This window comes from Streptomyces sp. NPDC088812, from assembly GCF_044750285.1.
GTDB lineage: Bacteria > Actinomycetota > Actinomycetes > Streptomycetales > Streptomycetaceae > Streptomyces.
In genome coordinates this window covers 759,133-777,129 of record NZ_JBIVJP010000001.1, presented here as the reverse complement: position 1 = coordinate 777,129, position 17,997 = coordinate 759,133, and the positions used below count along the sequence as shown (strand labels likewise).

Here is a 17,997-nt window from a genome sequence, read left to right as displayed (position 1 = left end):
GCGTGGAGAGCCGACATCCCCCCGGTATCACCGGGACGCCGGAGGTGCATATGGCACTGGTCGTGGTTCGGTTGCACCCCCTCGGGGACCCGGTCTCGGGTCCGGTCTTCTCCTCGATGCTGGAGGGGCTGACGATCCGCGTGGTCGATCTGTCCACGGCGGCAGGCGAGACCCAGATCGGCAGCCCCGCCCGTTACGTGGCTCCGCCGCACCCGGCCCATCCCGAGCTGCCCCACCCGGACACGGGCATCGTCCAGCACTTCCGGCTCACCGGCCCACCCCCGACGGGCGTGTTCAAGCCGCTGGCCGCGGCCACCGCGCTCTTCGAGGTCGCTCCGCCGCATCCGCCCACGGGCCGGCCCGAGCACGGCACCCGCGACCTGCGGATCGAGATGTCACGCGACGGCGGTGTCATCCTCGTCCGCCGGATCTTCATGAACGTCCCGGAGGCCACCGGCGCGATCCCGGCCGACCGTGGCGTGTTCCCCGGCATCGACCCGACCTCGCTGTACCTCGCCCTGCCCCCGGCGGACGCCCGGATCAACCCGGCCGACGCCTACGTCGAACTCCCCGTCGACGGCAGCCCGCCGGCCTACGACGGACTGCTGAACGCCGTCGCCCGGGTGCTGGGGCACGACCCCGGGACGCCGCCGTCCCTGACCGGGCTCAGCGTGCCGCAGGCCCGGCACGTGGCCCGCGAGATCGTCTGGAACCAGAAGTTCCGGCCGATGCCCGCGCCCGACACGACCGAACTGGGCAAGCTGTACACCGCCCCCGTCGGCGCGGCCGACGACGCCGAGCGCGGCCGGTTCGAGGCAAAGCTCACGGCATACCACGCCCAGGGCGACGCGGACGCCGAACGCCTGACCACGTACGTCTACGCGCTCGTCACGGCGGTCGACGCGGAGGCCCGGACGACGGCGGCCACCGAAGCGGCCCTCACCTTCCCCGTACTGCCGGGACAGACCGGCACCGGCGAGCGGTACACGACGGCACGGGCTCTGGTGACGGGCCTTCCCCCGACCGCCCGGTTCACGGTTCCCGCGCGCTACTTCTACGCGCTCGGGGCAGGCCTGCCCGTCACCCACGACGCCGACCAGCGCTACCGGTCCGCCGTCCTGGCCGACGCGGAGCGCTTGCGCGTCATGCTCAGGTCCGCCCAGGACGCCGGGGTGATCGACGAGCAGCCGCCGGCCGCCCCGCCGCCGGTCCCCGCCGGACAGCCCCCGGTCACGGACGCCCCCGCCATCGGCATCGCCCGGGCCGTGCGCCGGCTGCGGGCCCTCGGGGACACCTCCGGCAAACCGGCCCGTCTCCCCGCGGCCGGCGACGTCCTGGCACTGGTCACCGGCTGGCTCGCGGTCCCCCAGGCCGACATCGACACCGCGTTCTGGGACACCGTCGTCACCACGCACCCGAGCGGTCACCTCGATCTCGTGCTCACCGCGCTGACACGCGGCTACGTCGTACAGCCCGGCGACACCCCGCTCCGCGCGAAGATCCGCACCGGACTCCGGCCCGCGGACGCGCCCGCCCTCTCCCGCATCACGGCCGCGCAGTGGGAGGCGTTCTTCCGCGACGCCCCGACCTGGCCGGCCGACCTGCCCGACTTCACCCGCCCCGGCACCCCGGACGAACGGCTCCAGGCCTTCCTCCAGGAAGTGCGCAAGTTCTTCGTCCTCGCCCCGACGGTGCCCCCCGTCCCCGGGAACACCCCCGACACCCCTCCGCTGCTGCGCGTGCCCGACGGCGACCCGATCAACCTCTTCACCGCCGCCTACCGCACCCGCGCCGGGGCCGACTTCGTGTTCGGCGGCAGCAACGATCCGGGACACGTCCGAGGAGCGCTGACCGACGTCGGGAACGCCCTGTTCCCGGCGGACCCGCGCGGACGGCAGTGGCTCACGGCCGCGGTCACGACGGTCGACGACCTCACACGGCTGGCCGCCGCCGTCCCGGCGCCGCTGCGCTTCTCCCTCGTCGAGGCGCTCTACGCCCGCGGCTTCACCAGCGCCGCACAGATCGCCGCCCGCACCCGACAGGCCCTGCGGAACGCCCTGATCGGCACCGTCGCGGTCGACTTCGCCGACGCCCTCGGCACCGCGGCCGGAGGCCCGGCCCCCGAATCCGGCGCGGGCGGTGACGCCTGTACACCGGTGCCGGTCAACCCCGACGGCCGCCTGGTCGACTGCCGGCCACCCGACCACCTGTCCGCCCTCGGCCCCGTCGCCTACCTCAAAGCCCTGCTCGCCCTCCCCCTCACCGCCGACTGCCACGCCCCGGACGGAACACGGCACGGCGACGAGACCCCGGCCACCCTCGGCGACCTCGTCATGGCCCGCCGCGGTCCCGTCGACCGGTTGCACGCCACCGCCGCGAACCTCACCACCGCGGTCCCCGTCATCGACCTGGTCGACGAGTCCCTGGAAGCCCTCGCCGCCAACCCGGCGGCAGGCAGGGGCACCGTCCACGACACCTCTCCCGGCGCGACGGACGAGGACCTCGCGGCCCGGCCCGAGCACTCCACCCCCGCGGTCCCCCTGCCGGCCGGTGCCTCCTACGCCCCCCTCGCCACCGACGTCAGCCACCCTCTCCTCCCCTACCACCAGCCGCTGGACGTCGCGCGCAGCCACCTCGACGCGCTGGGCACCTGCCGGTACGAGGTCATGCGGGCCTTCCGCCGCGACATCACCGAATTCGTCCTCGCCCCGGACGCCGAACCCCCCGGGTTCCGCCGCACCCTCCGGCGCTACCCACTGCGCCTGCCCATCGCCCTGGAGTTCCTCGGGATGAGCCCCCAGGAGTACGCCCTGCTCTTCTCCCCGGGCCCGGCCACCGGCCCGCGGACGGGCACCCCCGTGTGGGAGTACTACGGATTCGCCCACCAGGTCGAGAACGACCGCTCCTGGACCGACCTCGTCGTCCGGCTGCCGCGCTTCCTCGACGCGACCGGCCTGGACTGGTGCGCCTTCCTCGACCTGTGGCGCAGCGGGATCGTCCCGTTCGGCCGCCGAGGCCCGGAGAGCCGGGAGGAGCAGGGACGCCCGGAGCCGGAGCAGCCCGCGTTCCCCGACTGCGAGCCGTGCCGGCTCGACGACCACGTGCTCGACCTGGCCCACCCCGTGGACGACCTGCGCCGCCTCGCGGTCGTCGTCCGGCTGTGGCGGATCCTGCGCCGGGCCGGCACGCCTGCCCTCACCTTCGCTCAACTGGCGGACGTGGCGGCCGTGTCACCGCTCTTCGGCCCGGACGGCTCCCCGAACCCCGACTTCGTCCGGCAACTGGCCGCACTACAGCTCCTGCGTCACCGCTTCGGCCTCCCCCTCGGGCCCCCGACGGCGCAGCGGGACGAAGCCCCGGCCCCGTCACCGCCGGGAACGGCGCGCAGCCCGCTCCTCGCGCTGTGGGCCGGACCGCACGACCCGCACTGGGACTGGGCCGTCGGCGCGCTGCTGGAGCACACCGGCGGGCACGCCGTGCGCCGGTTCGGCTGCCGGCCGCGTCCGGCGAGGTTCCTCGAGATCCTCGCCGAGAACCTCGACCGGCTGTCGGCCCTCGCCGGATTCGACCCCGCCGATCCCGCGGCCCGCTGGCACTCCCGGCCGACCCACACGCTGCGCTTCGCCGAGGTGCTGGCCAAGCTGTACGCCGGCGACCTCGGCGTGGGCGAGCTGCTGTTCCTGTTCACCGCCGAGGAGCACGCACAGGGCGACGACCCGTTCCCCCTGCCCTCGCCCGACGAGAGCCGCGACGACCCGCTCATGCTGCCGGACGACGACACGGCCCACTCGCTGTGGCGGCTGCGTGAGCGGCTGCTCGCCGTGGAGCCGTCCGGCGAGGGCGACGGGGCCGCCGCCTGGTCGTGGTCGCAGGTCGACGCCGCCCTGCGCACCGAGTTCGGCTACACCGGCGCACCCGGCTCCGGCCCGCTGTACCGGCTCGGGGCGCGCCTGTTCCCCTCGCTGCTGGAGGACGACGGCATCGTCGTACCGGTCGAGGACCGGCGCTGGAGCGCGCAGCTGGCCGGTTCACCGCCCGCGATGTGGAACACCCCGCCCGACGGCCCCTTCCGCCACGCCGTCGACCGGCTCACCGCGACACTGCCGATGCGGGACGAGGAGGTCGCCGCGAAACTGGCCCGGATCCGTCAACTGCGCCCCGACGAGCAGCACGCGGTGCGGGAGCTGCTCGCGGGGCCCCGGGCCGACCTGGCACCGTTCGCGTTCCTCTTCGACGACGCCGAGGCGGCCCTGCGCCTCCTGGTGCGCGAGGACGACGAACGGAAGCGGTTCGCCTTCTTCGCCCGCTCGGTACGCCGGGCGGTGGCGCGGGCGGGCGTCGTCGCGGACCACCTCGCGGAGCACGTCGAGGCGGTGACCGGGCAGCGCCGCGACGGGACGGCCGCGCTCGCCAGGACCCTGCTGCCGGCGCTGCGCGGCGACGAGAACGCGGGCCTCGCCCCCTGGGAGAACGACGCGGGGACGGCGCCCGCCGTGACCTGGGACGATGTGCACGGTGCCGCGCCGGCGGCGCTGCTCTCGGTCACCGGCACAGGGCTGCTGGGTGAGTACCGCCGGGTGACCACCGCGGGCCGGGGTCCGCTCGTCTGGCGGCAGCCCACCTCCGCCCTGCGCCTGTTCGGTCCGGGCCGCGACGAGGTCGCCGTGGCCGTGCCCGGCCTGGTGCCGGGGCTCGACGCCACGCTGACCGTGCGGCAGGCCCGGTTCGCCGGGGTCCGCAACGGGTTCGCGCTGAGCGACCCCACCGGCGAACCCCTCGGCGCCGCGGAGGGCTTCGCCGTCCGCTGGACCGGCAGCCTGCTCGTCGAGACGGGCGGCGCGTACACCTTCTTCGCCGGTGCTCCCGGGCAGGACGGCGAGGTGCCGGACGCCGGGGCCGCGCGGGCCCGGCGCTGGCGGGTGGTCCTGCGCCGGGGGCAGCGGGTGTGGGTGGTCCTGGCCCGGCACTGGCCGGGTGAGACGGGCGCGCCCGAGTGCGCGGCCGAGCTGGAACTGCGCCGTGGTGCCTACGACGTGGACATCGAGTTCGTGCAACCGGCACCGGAGTTCGCCGAGGCCGACGACGTGCGCCCGGCCACGACCGGGTTCGAACTCGCCTACAGCGGCCCGGACTCCGGCGGCTGCCCGATCGCCCTTCCGCAGCACCGGCTCTACCGGCGCACCCAGGACCCGGGTCCCCTGGACCGGGACCTGGAGGACCTCACCGACACGGAGCGGCGCGCCCTGCGGGAGCGGTACACCGGCTCGCTGCGCGACGTGCGGCGCACCTACCAGCGGGCGTTCAAGGCGCTGCTGCTGGCCCACCGGCTCGCCCTGTCCGCGGCCCCGGTGGCGGACGACGGGCAGGGGGAGACCGGCTATCTGCTCGCGCACCCGGACCGGTTCTCCGGAGCGGCCCATCGTGCGGAGGGCGGCGCCCACACCGTCCACCTGGCCGGCTTCGACCCCGACCTGCTGCCGGTCGCCGACCCCTATCTGGCACCTGATCCGGCCGTCGACCAGCGGGTCGCGCCGTCGAGGGTCCGGCAGCAGGCGCTGACCGATATCTGGGAGCGCCTGTTCGACTACACGGTCACGCGCGCCGAGACGGCGGGCTCCCCGGAGCGGCCCCTGTGGCTGCTGTTCCACGAGTCCGCGGAAGGGCACCCCGACCTGCCCGCGGACCTGCTGCGGTACGTCGGTGTGGACCTGCTGCGCACCCCGCTCGTCACGCGCTTCGCCGACGGGCCCGCACTGGTCGCCGACGATCTCCTCGACGAGCGCTGGCCGATCCGCGTCCGGCACGCGGACCTGCTGCTGCGCCGGGTGTCGCGCCGCTTCGTGGTCGCGGACATCCGGGCCGCACGGCCGGATCTGTGGGCCGGCGACGATCCGGCGGCCGGGGGGAACGCCAACCTCACCGCCTTCGTCGCCGACGGCCTGCTGTCGGCCGGGCCGCCGCGCCGGCATGCCGATCTGCGCGCCCTGGACGACGGGCTGCGCGAACGCGGCCGCGCCGCGCTGCTGGCCCACCTCACCCGCTTCGACCGGGTCACCGGCGTCGGCGGCGTCCCGGTCCGCGAGGCCCGGCACCTCAGCGACCTGCTCCTCCAGGACGTCGAGGCCGGAGCGTGCGAACGGGTCAGCCGCGTCGACGACGCCATCAGCGCCGTACAGGCCCTGGTCGGCCGGGCTCGGCTGGGCCAGGAGCCCGGCTGGGAGCCCACGTCCGGGTTCCTGGCCCTGTGGGACGCGCGGTTCGCCCGCTACCGGCTGTGGGAGGCCTGCGCCCGGCGGCGGTTCTACCGCGAGAACTGGGTGGACCTCGACGAACTCGCGCTCGCCCGGCGCAGTGAGGCGTTCGCCTTCTTCGAGGCGGGGTTGCGCCGGGGCACGCTGACCCGGCCCGAACCGGGCGGACTCGACGTGTGGGCGCAGCCCCCGGCGCCGGAACACCCGGGGGTGGCGCTGCTCCAGGTGCGCGACCCTGCCACACTCCACGGGATCGACCCCGCCCGGCACGGGTTCGACCTGCTCGGGACGGACCGGCGGCACGCGCGTCCCTCATGGCTGGCCGCGGTGACACCGCCGGCCGGCGACCGGACCCACGGACCGTCCGAGGGCGGCGGGGACGACGACCGGCACCCGCCGGACGACGGCGGGAACAGCACGAACGACCATCAGTCACCCGCCGGTGCCGGCAACGACGGACACGACCACGCCCCACCCGCCGACACCGGCGACAACCGAAACAACCACACCCCACCCGCCGGCGGCGGGATCGGTGCCGGCGGCCACGAGTCACCGGGCGACGGTCCGGTCGTCGTCGGGACGGCCGGGCACGACGAGGGCGGCGAGGACGGCGAGGACGACGAGGACGACGGCCCGCGCTTCTCCGCGGCGGTGGAACTGCCCTGGTGGACCGAGGCACCGGTGCGGCTCGGCACCCGCTTCCTGCGGGTCGCCGCCGCCGGGGACCCCACCGTCACGGCCGGGCCCGCGACGACCGGCCCGCTGCCTGCCGTCGCCCCGTCGTCGTGCTGCGCCACCTGCGGCTGCGCACACGGCCCGCTCGTCGACGAGTACTACTTCTGGCTGGTCGACGCCCGGCTCCACGACCCCGTCGAGCAGGACCCGGGCTGGCCCTGGCACGAGCCCGACCAGCTGCCCGGCCTGCTGGCGTGGCCCCAGCGGCGTGCCGTGCGGCTGGCCTGGTGCCGCGTGCGGCACGGCGAGTTCGGCCCCGTCCGCCACAGCGACGAGGCACTGCGCTGCACGGACGGCGCCTCGCTCGGCCTCGCCGGGCGGACCGACGACTCCGTCCACCTCGTCGTCACCGGTGGCATCGCACCGCCGGGGCACGCGGCGCAGCCGCCCGGGTTCCGCTACGACATCGCCGTGGACGACGTCGTCGTACTGCCGCAGGCCGTGGCCGCGCCGCCCGCGCCGCAGCCGCCGGCCGGACCCGTGCATCCCGGCCGGTTGCCCGCCTATCCCTACTTCGTGTTCCACAGTCCCGGGGCACCGCTGGTGCCGGCCTCGCCGCACGCCCCGGCGACAGCCGTGGCGGCGGCGCTGCGCGCGCACTGCCGGCCCGGTGCCGCGCTCGGCTGGTACCGGCTGGCCGCGGACGTCGCCCGCGGCGACGTCTCCTGGCTGCGCTGCGCCGGAGGGGACGAGCGGTCGCGGCACCGCGGATGCTGCCCGGACAGCACGCGCGCCTCGGAGGAGGACGTCCGGCGGCGCAGCATCGTCCTGCACCACGCCGAGACACTGCTGGAGTGGGCGGACGCCCTGCTGCGTTCCGGAGGAGGACCTGAGGAGCTCGACCAGGCGCGGGTGGTCCTCGACGGGCTCAAGGCGATCCTGGGCCCGCGGCCGCGTCTGGTCCTCGACACCGATGCCGCGCCGCCCGACGAGGCGCCCACGGTCGCCTCGCTGGTCCCGCACCCGGCGCCGCCCAACCCCCGGCTGATCGGGCTCTACGACGGCGTCGAGGACCGGCTGTGCCTGATCCGCGCGTGCCTGGACGCGCAGCGCCTGCCGGCCCCGCGGCCGCCGGACGGCCCGTTCACCGGGAGGGCCGAGCCGGTCGAGCGGATCGGCTGCGACGACGTGTGCGCGCCGGACAGTCCGTACCGCTTCGCCTTCCTGGTGAGCCGCGCCCGTGAACTCGCCGCGGAGGTGCACGCCCTCGGCGTGGCGCTGCAGGGCGCGTTCGAGCGCGGGGACGCCGAGTTCCTCGCGGCGGTACGCGCGGACCAGGAGCGTCAGGTGCAGGCCCTGTCGGTGCAGACCCGTCGGGTGCAGTGGCGTGACGCGGACTGGCAGGTGCAGGCGTTGCGCAAGACGAAGCAGATCGCCCTGACCCACCGCCGCTTCTACGCCGACCTCGTGGAGAGGGGGCTGATCCAGGGGGAGAACGACTACCTGTCGCTGACCGGGCAGTCCGTGGGCAGCCACGGCACGGCGATCCCGTTGGAGGCGACGGCACAGGCGCTCGGCTTCATCCCCGACATCTGGCTCGGTGTGGCGGGCATGGGCCCGCTCAACGCCAACCAGCTGCCGCTGGGTACGAAGCTGGCCGGAGTGTTCTCCGCGGCCTCGCGCATCGCCGGGATCTTCGCAACCATCGCGGGGATCACCGCCTCGGAGCGGCTGACCGAGGCCGGCTGGGACCGGCGCGCGGCCGACTGGCGTCACCAGGTCGAGATCCACGACATCGAGATCGAGCAGATCGAGCGGCAGATCCTGGCGGCCGAGCGCCGCCGGGACGCGGCGCGGCACGAGCTGGACGAGCAGCAACTGCGCTGGGAGCAGGCCCGCATCACCGAGGAGATCGTCCGGGACAAGCTCACGGGCCACGCCCTGTTCCTGTGGCTCCAGCAGGAGACGGCCGCCCTCCACCGGCAGGCCTACGAGCTGGCCGCCCGCGCGGCGGTGCAGGCGCGGCGCGCCTTCGTCCTCGAACGCGCCGTGCCCGCCCCGGACTTCCTCGCCGGCGCCCGCTGGGACCGGCTGCACGAGGGGCTGCTGGCCGGTGAACGGCTCGGCCTCGCCCTGCGCCGGCTGGAGCAGGCCTACCTAGATCTCGACGTCCGCGAGTACGAGCTGACCAAGCACGTCTCGCTGCGTCTGCACGCGCCGGTGCAGTTCCTGCGGCTGCAGGCCACCGGCCGCTGCGAGATCGAGCTCCCGGAGTGGCTGTTCGACCGGGACCACCCGGGTCACTACCTGCGCCGGATCAAGAGCGTCGCGCTGACGGTGCCCTGTGTGGCCGGTCCGTACACGGGCGTCCACGCGCGGCTGGCCCTGCTGGCGAGTACGACGCGGGTCAGCCCGCTGCTGACGCAGGAGCCGGCACTGTGCTGCCCGGCACGGCCCGGTGACCACGCGGCCGGCCGTGCGCGCGGAGGGAATCGCGCAGGTGCGCCCGGCGAGGGGTGCGGTTGCGGGCAGGGGGGCTACGCCCTGCTGCCCGAGGATCCGCGCGCCGTCCGCAGGTACGCGGCCCGGGAGGCGGTGGCCACCTCCACCGGCCAGAGCGACAGCGGCATGTTCGAGGTCCGCTTCCGGGACGAGCGCTACCTGCACTTCGAGTACCAGGGTGCGGTGAGCCAGTGGCTGCTGGAACTGCCCCAGGAGGACAACCAGTTCGACCTGTCGAGCGTGACCGATGTCGTGCTGCACCTGAACTACACCGCGCGGGAGGGCGGCACGGCGCTGGCGCGGGCGGCGCGGCGGGAGGCGCGCGAGCGGCTGCCCGGCGACGGGCTCCGCGTGTTCGACGTGGAGCAGGACCTGCCGCAGGCGTGGTCCGCGTTCCGCCACGGCGGCGAGGACGAGGAGCGGCGGCTGCCGCTGCGGCTGTCGCGCGCGATGTTCCCGTTCCTGCCGGGTGACCGTGCGCTGCGCGTCCGCCGGGTCGAGTTCTTCCTCGAGGCCGGGCACGCCCGCCCGTCGCTGCACCGTCCGGTGCGGTTCAGGCCGCCCGGTCGCCCTGGGGCCGAGGAGTTCGAGGACGTCGAGTGCGTGGCGTCGCGCGACTGGCCCGGCCTGTTCCACGGCGTGCTGCCCGACCTCGGCGCGGAGGGCGGCCCGACGCTGGTGCACGGCGCGCGGGAGGCGGACCTGGGCACGGTGACGGTGCCGCCGGGGTTCGGTGAGGTCTCACGGCTGTGGCTGCTGTGCGGGTACGAGGCCGACGACCGTGGGAGGGAGCGGCGATGACCGACCTGGGCCAGGAGGCGATCCGGGCCTTCGACGGCGCGGCGCGGGACGACACCGGGCAAGGCTCCGCCGGGCCCCGGCCGGACCCGTTGCCCGGGGCGGAACTGCCCTCCGCCGGCGGGGCGGTCCGCGGGATCGGCGAGACGTTCGGCACGGACGCGGTGACGGGCACGGCCTCGTTCGCCGTTCCGGTCCAGCTCACGGCCGGCCGCGACGGCTTCGGCCCCCAGCTGTCGCTCGGCTACGACAGCGGGCAGGGCAACGGGCCGTTCGGGTTCGGCTGGTCGTTGCGACTGCCGTCCATCACGCGGCGCACCGACCGGGGCCTGCCCCGCTACGACGACGCCCACGAGTCCGACGTCTTCGTCCTGTCCAGCGCCGAGGACCTCGTCCCCACCGGTCGGGACCGGCGGGAGGGCGGCCACCTGGTGCGCGGCTACCGTCCCCGGGTGGAGGCGGGCTTCGCCCGGATCGAGCGCTGGACGAGCGTCCACGACGCCGGCGACGTGCACTGGCGTTCCTGGTCCGCGGACAACGTCCTGACGGTCTACGGCGTCGACGCCGGCTCCCGGATCAGCGACCCGCGGGTGCCGGAGCACGTCTTCTCCTGGCTGATCAGCCTGACCCGGGACGACCGTGGGAACGTGATCGCCTACGAGTACGACCGCGGTGACGGCGTGCGGGACGGGGCGCAGCGCTATCTGCGGTGCGTCCGGTACGGCAACGCCGTACCGCTCCTGGACGACGCCGGGGAGCGCCCCTCCTCGGTGACCACGGCCGAGCTGCGCGCGATGCGGTGGCACTTCTCGCTCGTCCTCGACTACGGCGGCCACGACCCGGAGCGGCCGGGCCCGGAACCGGACCGGCGCTGGTCGCCCCGCCCCGATCCGTTCTCCTCGCGGCGCGGCGGGTTCGAGCTGCGCACCGAGCGGCTGTGCCGCCGGCTGCTGATGTTCCACTCCTTCCCCCTGGAACCCGGTGTCGGCGACGACTGTCTCGTGGCCGCGACCGAGCTGACGTACGCGCCGGCTCCGGCGCCCGACGCGGCCGTCCGCCCGGTCTACGCGGAGCTGACCGCCGTCACCCACGCCCGCTTCCGGCGCAGGTCCGGGGGCGAGTACCGGCGCAAGGCGTTCCCGCCGGTGGAGATGGCCTACAGTCAGGCGGCCGTCCGGCACGAGGCGGAGGCCGTGGAGCCGCGGGAGCTGGCCCGGCTGCCGCACGGCCCGGGCCGGCTGCGCTGGCTGGACCTGCACGGCGAGGGCATCCCCGGGGTCCTGAGCGAGCACCCGGGCGCCTGGTACTACCTGCGCAACCTCAGCGGGCGCCCGGCCGGGCGGCCGCGCGTGCGCCTCGGCGAGCCGGCGCCGGTGCCGCGGCTGCCCAACCGGACCCTGGCCTCGGGTGCGCAGCTGCTCGACCTCAGCGGAGACGGCCGCCTGGACGTCGTGGACCTGACGGGACCGCGGGCCGGGCTGTACGAGCAGGACGAGCACGGCGGCTGGCGGCCCTTCCGCCCGTTCGCCGACCCGCTCGTCGGCGATCCCCGGGCGGATCTGCGGCTGCTCGACGTCACCGGTGACGGTCTCGTCGACGCCCTGCGTCTGGCGCCCGACGAGCTGGGCTGGCACGAGGGGGCCGGCGCGTCGGGCTTCGGCCGTGAGCACCGGGTGCCGGTCGATCCGGCGCAGTGGCGGGGCACGCGCGTGCGCTTCGGCGGCGACGGGGACGGCGCGCTGCTGCTGGCGGACATGACCGGGGACGGGCTGCGGGACCTCGTCCGGATCGGCTGCGCCCAGGTCTGCTACTGGCCGAACCTCGGCTACGGCCGGTTCGGCCCGCGGCACCTGCTGGAGAACTGCCCCCGCTTCGACACCGACGACCGCTTCTCCCCCGACCGCGTGCGCCTGGCCGACATCGACGGGACCGGCACCAGCGACATCGTGTACCTCCATCCCGACGGTCCGCGCCTGTACTTCAACCAGTCCGGCAACGGCCTGAGCCGCGAGGTCCGGCTGCACGGGCTGCCGAGGACCACCGACGTGGACGACTGCGACGTCGTCGACCTGTTCGGGAACGGCACGGCCTGCCTCGTGTGGACCTCTCCCCTGCCGGGGAACGCGGGCCGGGCGGTGCGCTACGTCGACCTGATGGGCGTCAAGCCGCATCTGCTGACCCGGACGACCAACAACCTCGGTGCCGAGACCCGGGTCCACTACCGTTCCTCCACGTCCTTCTACCTCCAGGACGAGGCGGCGGGCCGCCCGTGGCGCACGCGGGCGCCGTTCCCGGTGCAGGTGGTGGAGCGGGTCGAGTCGGTGGACCTGGTGGCCCGGCACCGGCTGACCACGCGCTACGCCTACCACGACCAGTATTTCGACCCCGTGGAGCGGGAGCTGCGCGGCTTCGCGGTCGTCGATCAGTGGGACACGGAGGACGTCGACGCTCCAGGGGAGGGAGACTGGGAGAACTCCGACCCGGCCGTGCTGGTCGCGCCCGTCCTCACCCGCAGCTGGTTCCACACCGGTGTCCGGCTCGGCGGCGGCCGGGTGAGCCGTCTGCTGGCGGACGAGTACGACGAGGGGTGCGCCCGTGACGGCCTGCCGGACAGCCGGCTCCCCGAGGGCCTCACCCCGCGGGAGGAGCGTGAGGCCTGCCGCGCCCTGAAGGGCAGGCTGCTGCGACAGGAGGTGTACGGGCTCGACGGGTCGGAACGGCAGTCCGTGCCGTACAGCGTGCTGGAGCACAACTTCACCGTGCGGCTGCTCCAGCCGGCGGGCCGCAACCGGCACGCGGTGTTCCTCGCCCACCCGAGAGAACAGCTGACGGTCCGGTACGAACGCGACCGGGACGATCCCCGGGTCACGCACGCGATCACCCTGCGGGTCGACGACTTCGGCCGGACGCTGGAGGACGTGGCCATCGCCTACGGGCGGCTGCCCGCGGACCCTCGGCTGACGGCACCGGTCGACCGGGAGGAGCAGGCGCGGACCCTGGTGACGGCCACGGTGTACGAGCACACCGAGCCGCTGCTGGACGATCCCGGCCACTACCGGCTGCCGCTGCCCGCGCAGCAGAGCACGATCGAGGTGACGGACGTCGTCGTGCCGGAGGGCGGCCGGCTGCGCTTCGAGGACTGGACCGGGCCCGGTGCGCCGGCCGCCCGGCCGCACCGGCTGCTGCGGCGCACCCGCACCCTGTACCGTCCCGACGACCTCGGCGGCGCCGACCCGCTGGCCCTGCTGCCGTTCGGCCGGGCGGGGCGGCGGGCCCTTCCGGGGCTCGGCCTCACCCTGGCGTTCACGTCCGGCGTCCTGGCCCGCGCCCTGGTCCGGGACGGGCGGCCGCTGCTCGCGCCCGGGGAGCTCGACGCGGTCCTGCGCGAGGGCGGCTATGTGCCCGGTGACGTCCCCGGCGAGTGGTGGGTGCCCTCGGGGCGGACCTTCCTCGGCCCGGGCGGCGCCTTCCCCGGCGAGGGGGCGGAGGCGGAGTTCGCCTACGCCCGGGCCCATTTCTTCCGGCCGCGCCGTTACCGCGATCCCTTCCAGGACGGTGTCACCAGTGCCGACCGCGAGGTGCGCCACGACCGGTACGACCTGCTGCCGGTCGACACGGTGGACAGCCTCGGCAACCGCAGCACGGTCGGCGAGCGCGGTCCGGACGGACGGCGCGAGGAAGCGGCCGGCGGCGGTGTGGACTACCGGCTGATGAAGCCGGTCCTGGTGACGGACGCGAACGGCAACCGCTCCGCCGTGGCGCTCGACACGCTCGGGCTCGTCGTGGCGACCGCGGCCATGGGCAAGCGGGGCGAGCGGCTCGGGGACTCGCTGGAGGGGTTCGACGACGCGTTCGTCGACGCGCCGGCCGGGGAGGACGCCGACGACGCCGGTCTCGTCGACGACGCCGAGCGGCTGCTGCGCGGTGCGACCCGGCGGCTCTGCTACGACCTGGAGGCCGTCCGCCGTACGGCGTCCGAGCCGGTGGTCCGGCCGCTGTCGGTGCGGACCATCGTGCGCGAGCGGCACCTGAGCGACCTCGCGCCGGGCGAGGCCTCGCCCCTTCAGCAGAAGTTCGTCTACGTCGACGGGTCCGGGCGCGAGATCCAGGTCAAGAGCCAGAGCGACGAGCCGGGCGGCTGGATCTCCAGCGGCTGGAAGGTCTACAACAACAAGGCGAACGTCGTCCTGTTCCACGAACCGTTCTTCACGAGCACCCCTCGCTACGAACCCGGCCGACGCGACGGGGTGTCGACGGTCCGCTGCTACGACGCCGCTCAGCGGCTGGTCGCGACCGTCTTCCCCGACGGGACCTACACCAAGCGGGTGTTCGGCGCCTGGTGGTCGAGCACCTGGGACCGGGCGGACACCGTGCTGGCCGATCCGCGTCACGATCCCGACATCGCCGTGGCCACCCGCGGGCTGCCCGGTCTCCTCCCTGCGCAGTGGCGGCCTTGGTACGCGCAGCGCGTCGACGGCGGGCTCGGCGAGGCCGAGCGGCGGGCCGCCCGGGCCAGCGCGGCCCACGCGGACACCCCTGACCTGGAGTGGTCCGACGCGCTGGGCCGGACCGTGCTCGTCCGGCGGACGGACGGGTGCCGGGCGGTGGAGAGCCGGGTGGTGCGGGCGATCACCGGCGAGGTGCTCGCCGTGCACGACGCGATGCCCGACCCCGACGAGGATCCGCGCGGGCGTGCCGTCAGCCGCGCCGACCACGACCTGCTCGGCCGGGTCGTCCGGCACTGGGCGCTCGACTCGGGCTCCCGCCGGCAGCTCGCCGACGTCCTCGACCAGCAGCTGCGCACCTGGGACTCCCGCGGTCACCTCACCCGGACCCGCTACGACGCCGGCCGCCGTCCCGTCGCCGTTCTCGTCACGGGCGCCGACCCCGACCGGCCCGGGGCCGAGGTGACCGTGGAGCGTGTCGTCCACGGGGAGAGCCTGGCGGACGCCGAGCGGCGCAATCTGCGCGGGCGCATCCACCTGCGCTACGACCAGGCGGGGCTGTCGGTGTGTGACGGCTATGACTTCAAGGGGAGTCCGCGCGCGTCCACGCGGCGGGTGGCCGTGGCCTACGACCGCGTCCTCGACTGGGCCGAGGACCCCGTGCGGCCGCCGGAGGACGACGTCCTGGAGCCCGCACGCCTCGACGCCTCCACCCGTCTGGACGCTCTGCACCGCCCGGTCGTGCTGGCCTCGCCCGCGCTCGGCGGGCCGGGGAGCGTCACCCGCTACCGCTACGGCCGCTCCGCCCGGCTGTGTGCGCTCCAGGTGCGGATCGAGGGCGAGCTGGGCCCCGACGGGCAGCCGGTGTGGACGGACGTCGTCACCGCCGTCCACTGCAACGCACGCGGTCAGCGCACCCGGATCGAGCGCGGGAACGGCCTGGTCACCGACTTCGACTACGACCCGCTGACCTTCCGGCTGGTCCGCACCCGCTCCCGGCTGGGGTCCCGGACCGTGCAGGACCAGCACTACACCTACGACGCCGCGGGCAATCTGGTGCTGGTGCGGGACGACGCCGTGCCGCCGGTCTTCTTCCGCAACCAGCGCGTGACGGGCGAGTCCGCCTACCGCTACGACGCGCTGTACCGGCTGGTCGAGGCGACGGGCCGCGAGCAGCTCGGGCTCGTCGACGCGGGCGGCCCGCAGCGGCCCGGACGGCCCGTCGCGCACACCGAGGACGGCATCGCGCTCGGACGGTACGTGGAGCGGTACGCCTACGATCTCGCGGGCAACCTGCTGCGGATCGCCCACCGCGGCAACGACCCGCAACACCCGGGGTGGACACGGGAGTTCCATTACGCGCCGGGGTCCGGAAACCGGCTCCTCGCCACGTCCGCCGCCGACGGCGACGGCGCGCGGGAGACGTACGCCTACGACGCGCACGGGAACACGGTGGCGATGCCGCACCTGACCCGGATGGACTGGGACCACCGGGACCGGCTCAGGTCGACGTGGCGGCAGGTGGCCGACGAGGGCGGCGCGTCACCCACGGCCGCCGTCGACCGGACGTACTACGTCCATGACGCCACCGGTGCCCGCACCCGCAAGGCGACAGGGCGTTCCAGCGGCAGGCCGGTGCACGACGAACTGTCCTTCGCGGGCGTCGAGTTCGTTCGCCGGCTCGCCGGCCCTCATGCGGGCCTGATCCGCACCGGCCTCGACGTGGGGGACGGCGTCGGCGTGTTCGCGCGCGTCGAGACCCGCAACGACGTGGACGACGGCTCGCCGCGTCGTCTGGTGCGCCACCGGCTCACCGACCATCTGCGTTCGGTGGTGCTGGAGTTCGACGACGAGGGCAGACTGCTGTCGGCGGAAAGTTACTCGCCCTACGGCGGCACCGTGTGGCGGGCCACGCGCGGGCAGACGGACGCACCGGCCCGCCGCGGCTTCCTCGGCAAGCAGCGCGACGACGAGACGGGTTTCTACCACGTCGGTGCCCGCTACTACGTCCCCTGGCTGGGCCGCTGGCTCTCGTGCGACCCGGCGGGCCAGCTCGGCCCGACCAGCCGGTACGCCTACGCCGCCTGTGACCCGGTGAACCGGCTGGACGACAACGGCGCCTGGGACATCAGCTGGAAGGACGTCGCCATCGGTGCGGCGGTCGCCGTCGGGACGGTCGCCGTGGTGGCGGTCGTCGTGGCGAGCGCCGGCACGGCGGCGGCGCCGGTGATCGCGGCCGCCGCCACGACGCTCGGCGTGAGCGAGACCGCGCTGGTCACCGGGGTGGCGGTGACCGGCACCGCTTTCGGTGTCGCCGGGACCGTGAACACGGCCAACGAGGTCGCCACGGGCAGGACGGTGACCGGAAGGGTGCTCAGCGACCAGGAGCGCTCCCGCAAGCTGGGCGCGCTGCCGGTCGAGGCGGTGGCGACCGTCCTGGGCATGCGGGGCATCTCCTTGGGAGGCGGTGGCGGAGGCGCGGCGTCGAGCATCGCGGCCGATGTGTCGGTCGGCGCCAACGGGACCGCGGCGCTGACGCGGCCGGCCTTCGACTTCGGGTTCAGCCTGCCCCGCCTCGTCGCCAACGCCGAGGCCATCGCTCCCGCGCTCATGGCCACCGCGGTTCCCGTGGCCACCGCGATCGCGGGCGGGGGCGGCGGGGGCGGCGGAACGTCCGGCGATTCCGGCGGGCAGTCCACCGAGCCGAACCAGTCCACCGAGCCCCCGCCGGAACCGAACAGTTCGTCGGCGAACGACCCGAGTGCCGCCGCCTCCGACACCGCGGGAGCGGCCACCAGCGGCACCGGCGCGGGCGGAGCCACGTCCGGCGGCTCGACGGCAGGCCCGAAAGTCGCCCCGTACAAGCAGATCGGCGGCCACCACATCCACCAGTCGGCCGCCAACTCCCCGGCCGGGCAGATCTCACGCACGGGCAACCCCAACCACGGCGACGCCCTGGCCATCGAGCAGGGCGTGCCGGGCTTCACCGAGGCCGACCACAACCTGGCGTCCGCGCTCCAGCGCAACGCCAACCGTGCGATGTGGGGCAAGGAGATCACCGACGAGCCGATCGGTCCGGTGACGCTGACCGTCGGCGGAGAGGGCACGACGCTCGGTTCGCCGTCGCCGTACTTCGAGGACATCAAGGCCTACTTCGCCCTGGTCGCCGCGGGCCGCCCGCCCGAGCAGTCGCTGATCGACGTGCTCCGCTCGCGGGCGCAGATCGACGCGTCGGGGGTCGGGACAGTGCGCGTCCCGACGCGTTGACGGGCCCGGCCTCCCCGTGAGCCGAGCCCGTCGCTGTCGGTGTACCCGCCCGGGTGCGA

General features: G+C 75.0%; 2 protein-coding genes. Both read left to right on the top strand.

The window, feature by feature from the left end; genetic code table 11:
• Window positions 1–62: 62 nt before the first annotated feature.
• Window positions 63–10,229 (top strand): neuraminidase-like domain-containing protein, encoded by a 10,167-nt coding sequence (locus ACIP67_RS03210; protein WP_401686512.1) that lies wholly within the window; start codon window positions 63–65, stop codon window positions 10,227–10,229.
• Window positions 10,226–17,938, top strand: a complete 7,713-nt coding sequence (locus ACIP67_RS03205) for a SpvB/TcaC N-terminal domain-containing protein (RefSeq protein ID WP_401686509.1) — start codon at window positions 10,226–10,228, stop codon at window positions 17,936–17,938. Before ACIP67_RS03210 ends, ACIP67_RS03205 begins: the two co-directional genes overlap by 4 nt.
• Window positions 17,939–17,997: the final 59 nt, after the last annotated feature.

Coding starts and splice junctions, on each gene's coding strand:
- ACIP67_RS03205 (WP_401686509.1), top strand. CDS start 10,226: ATGACCGACCTGGGCCAGGAGGCGATCCGGGCCTTCGACGGCGCGGCG.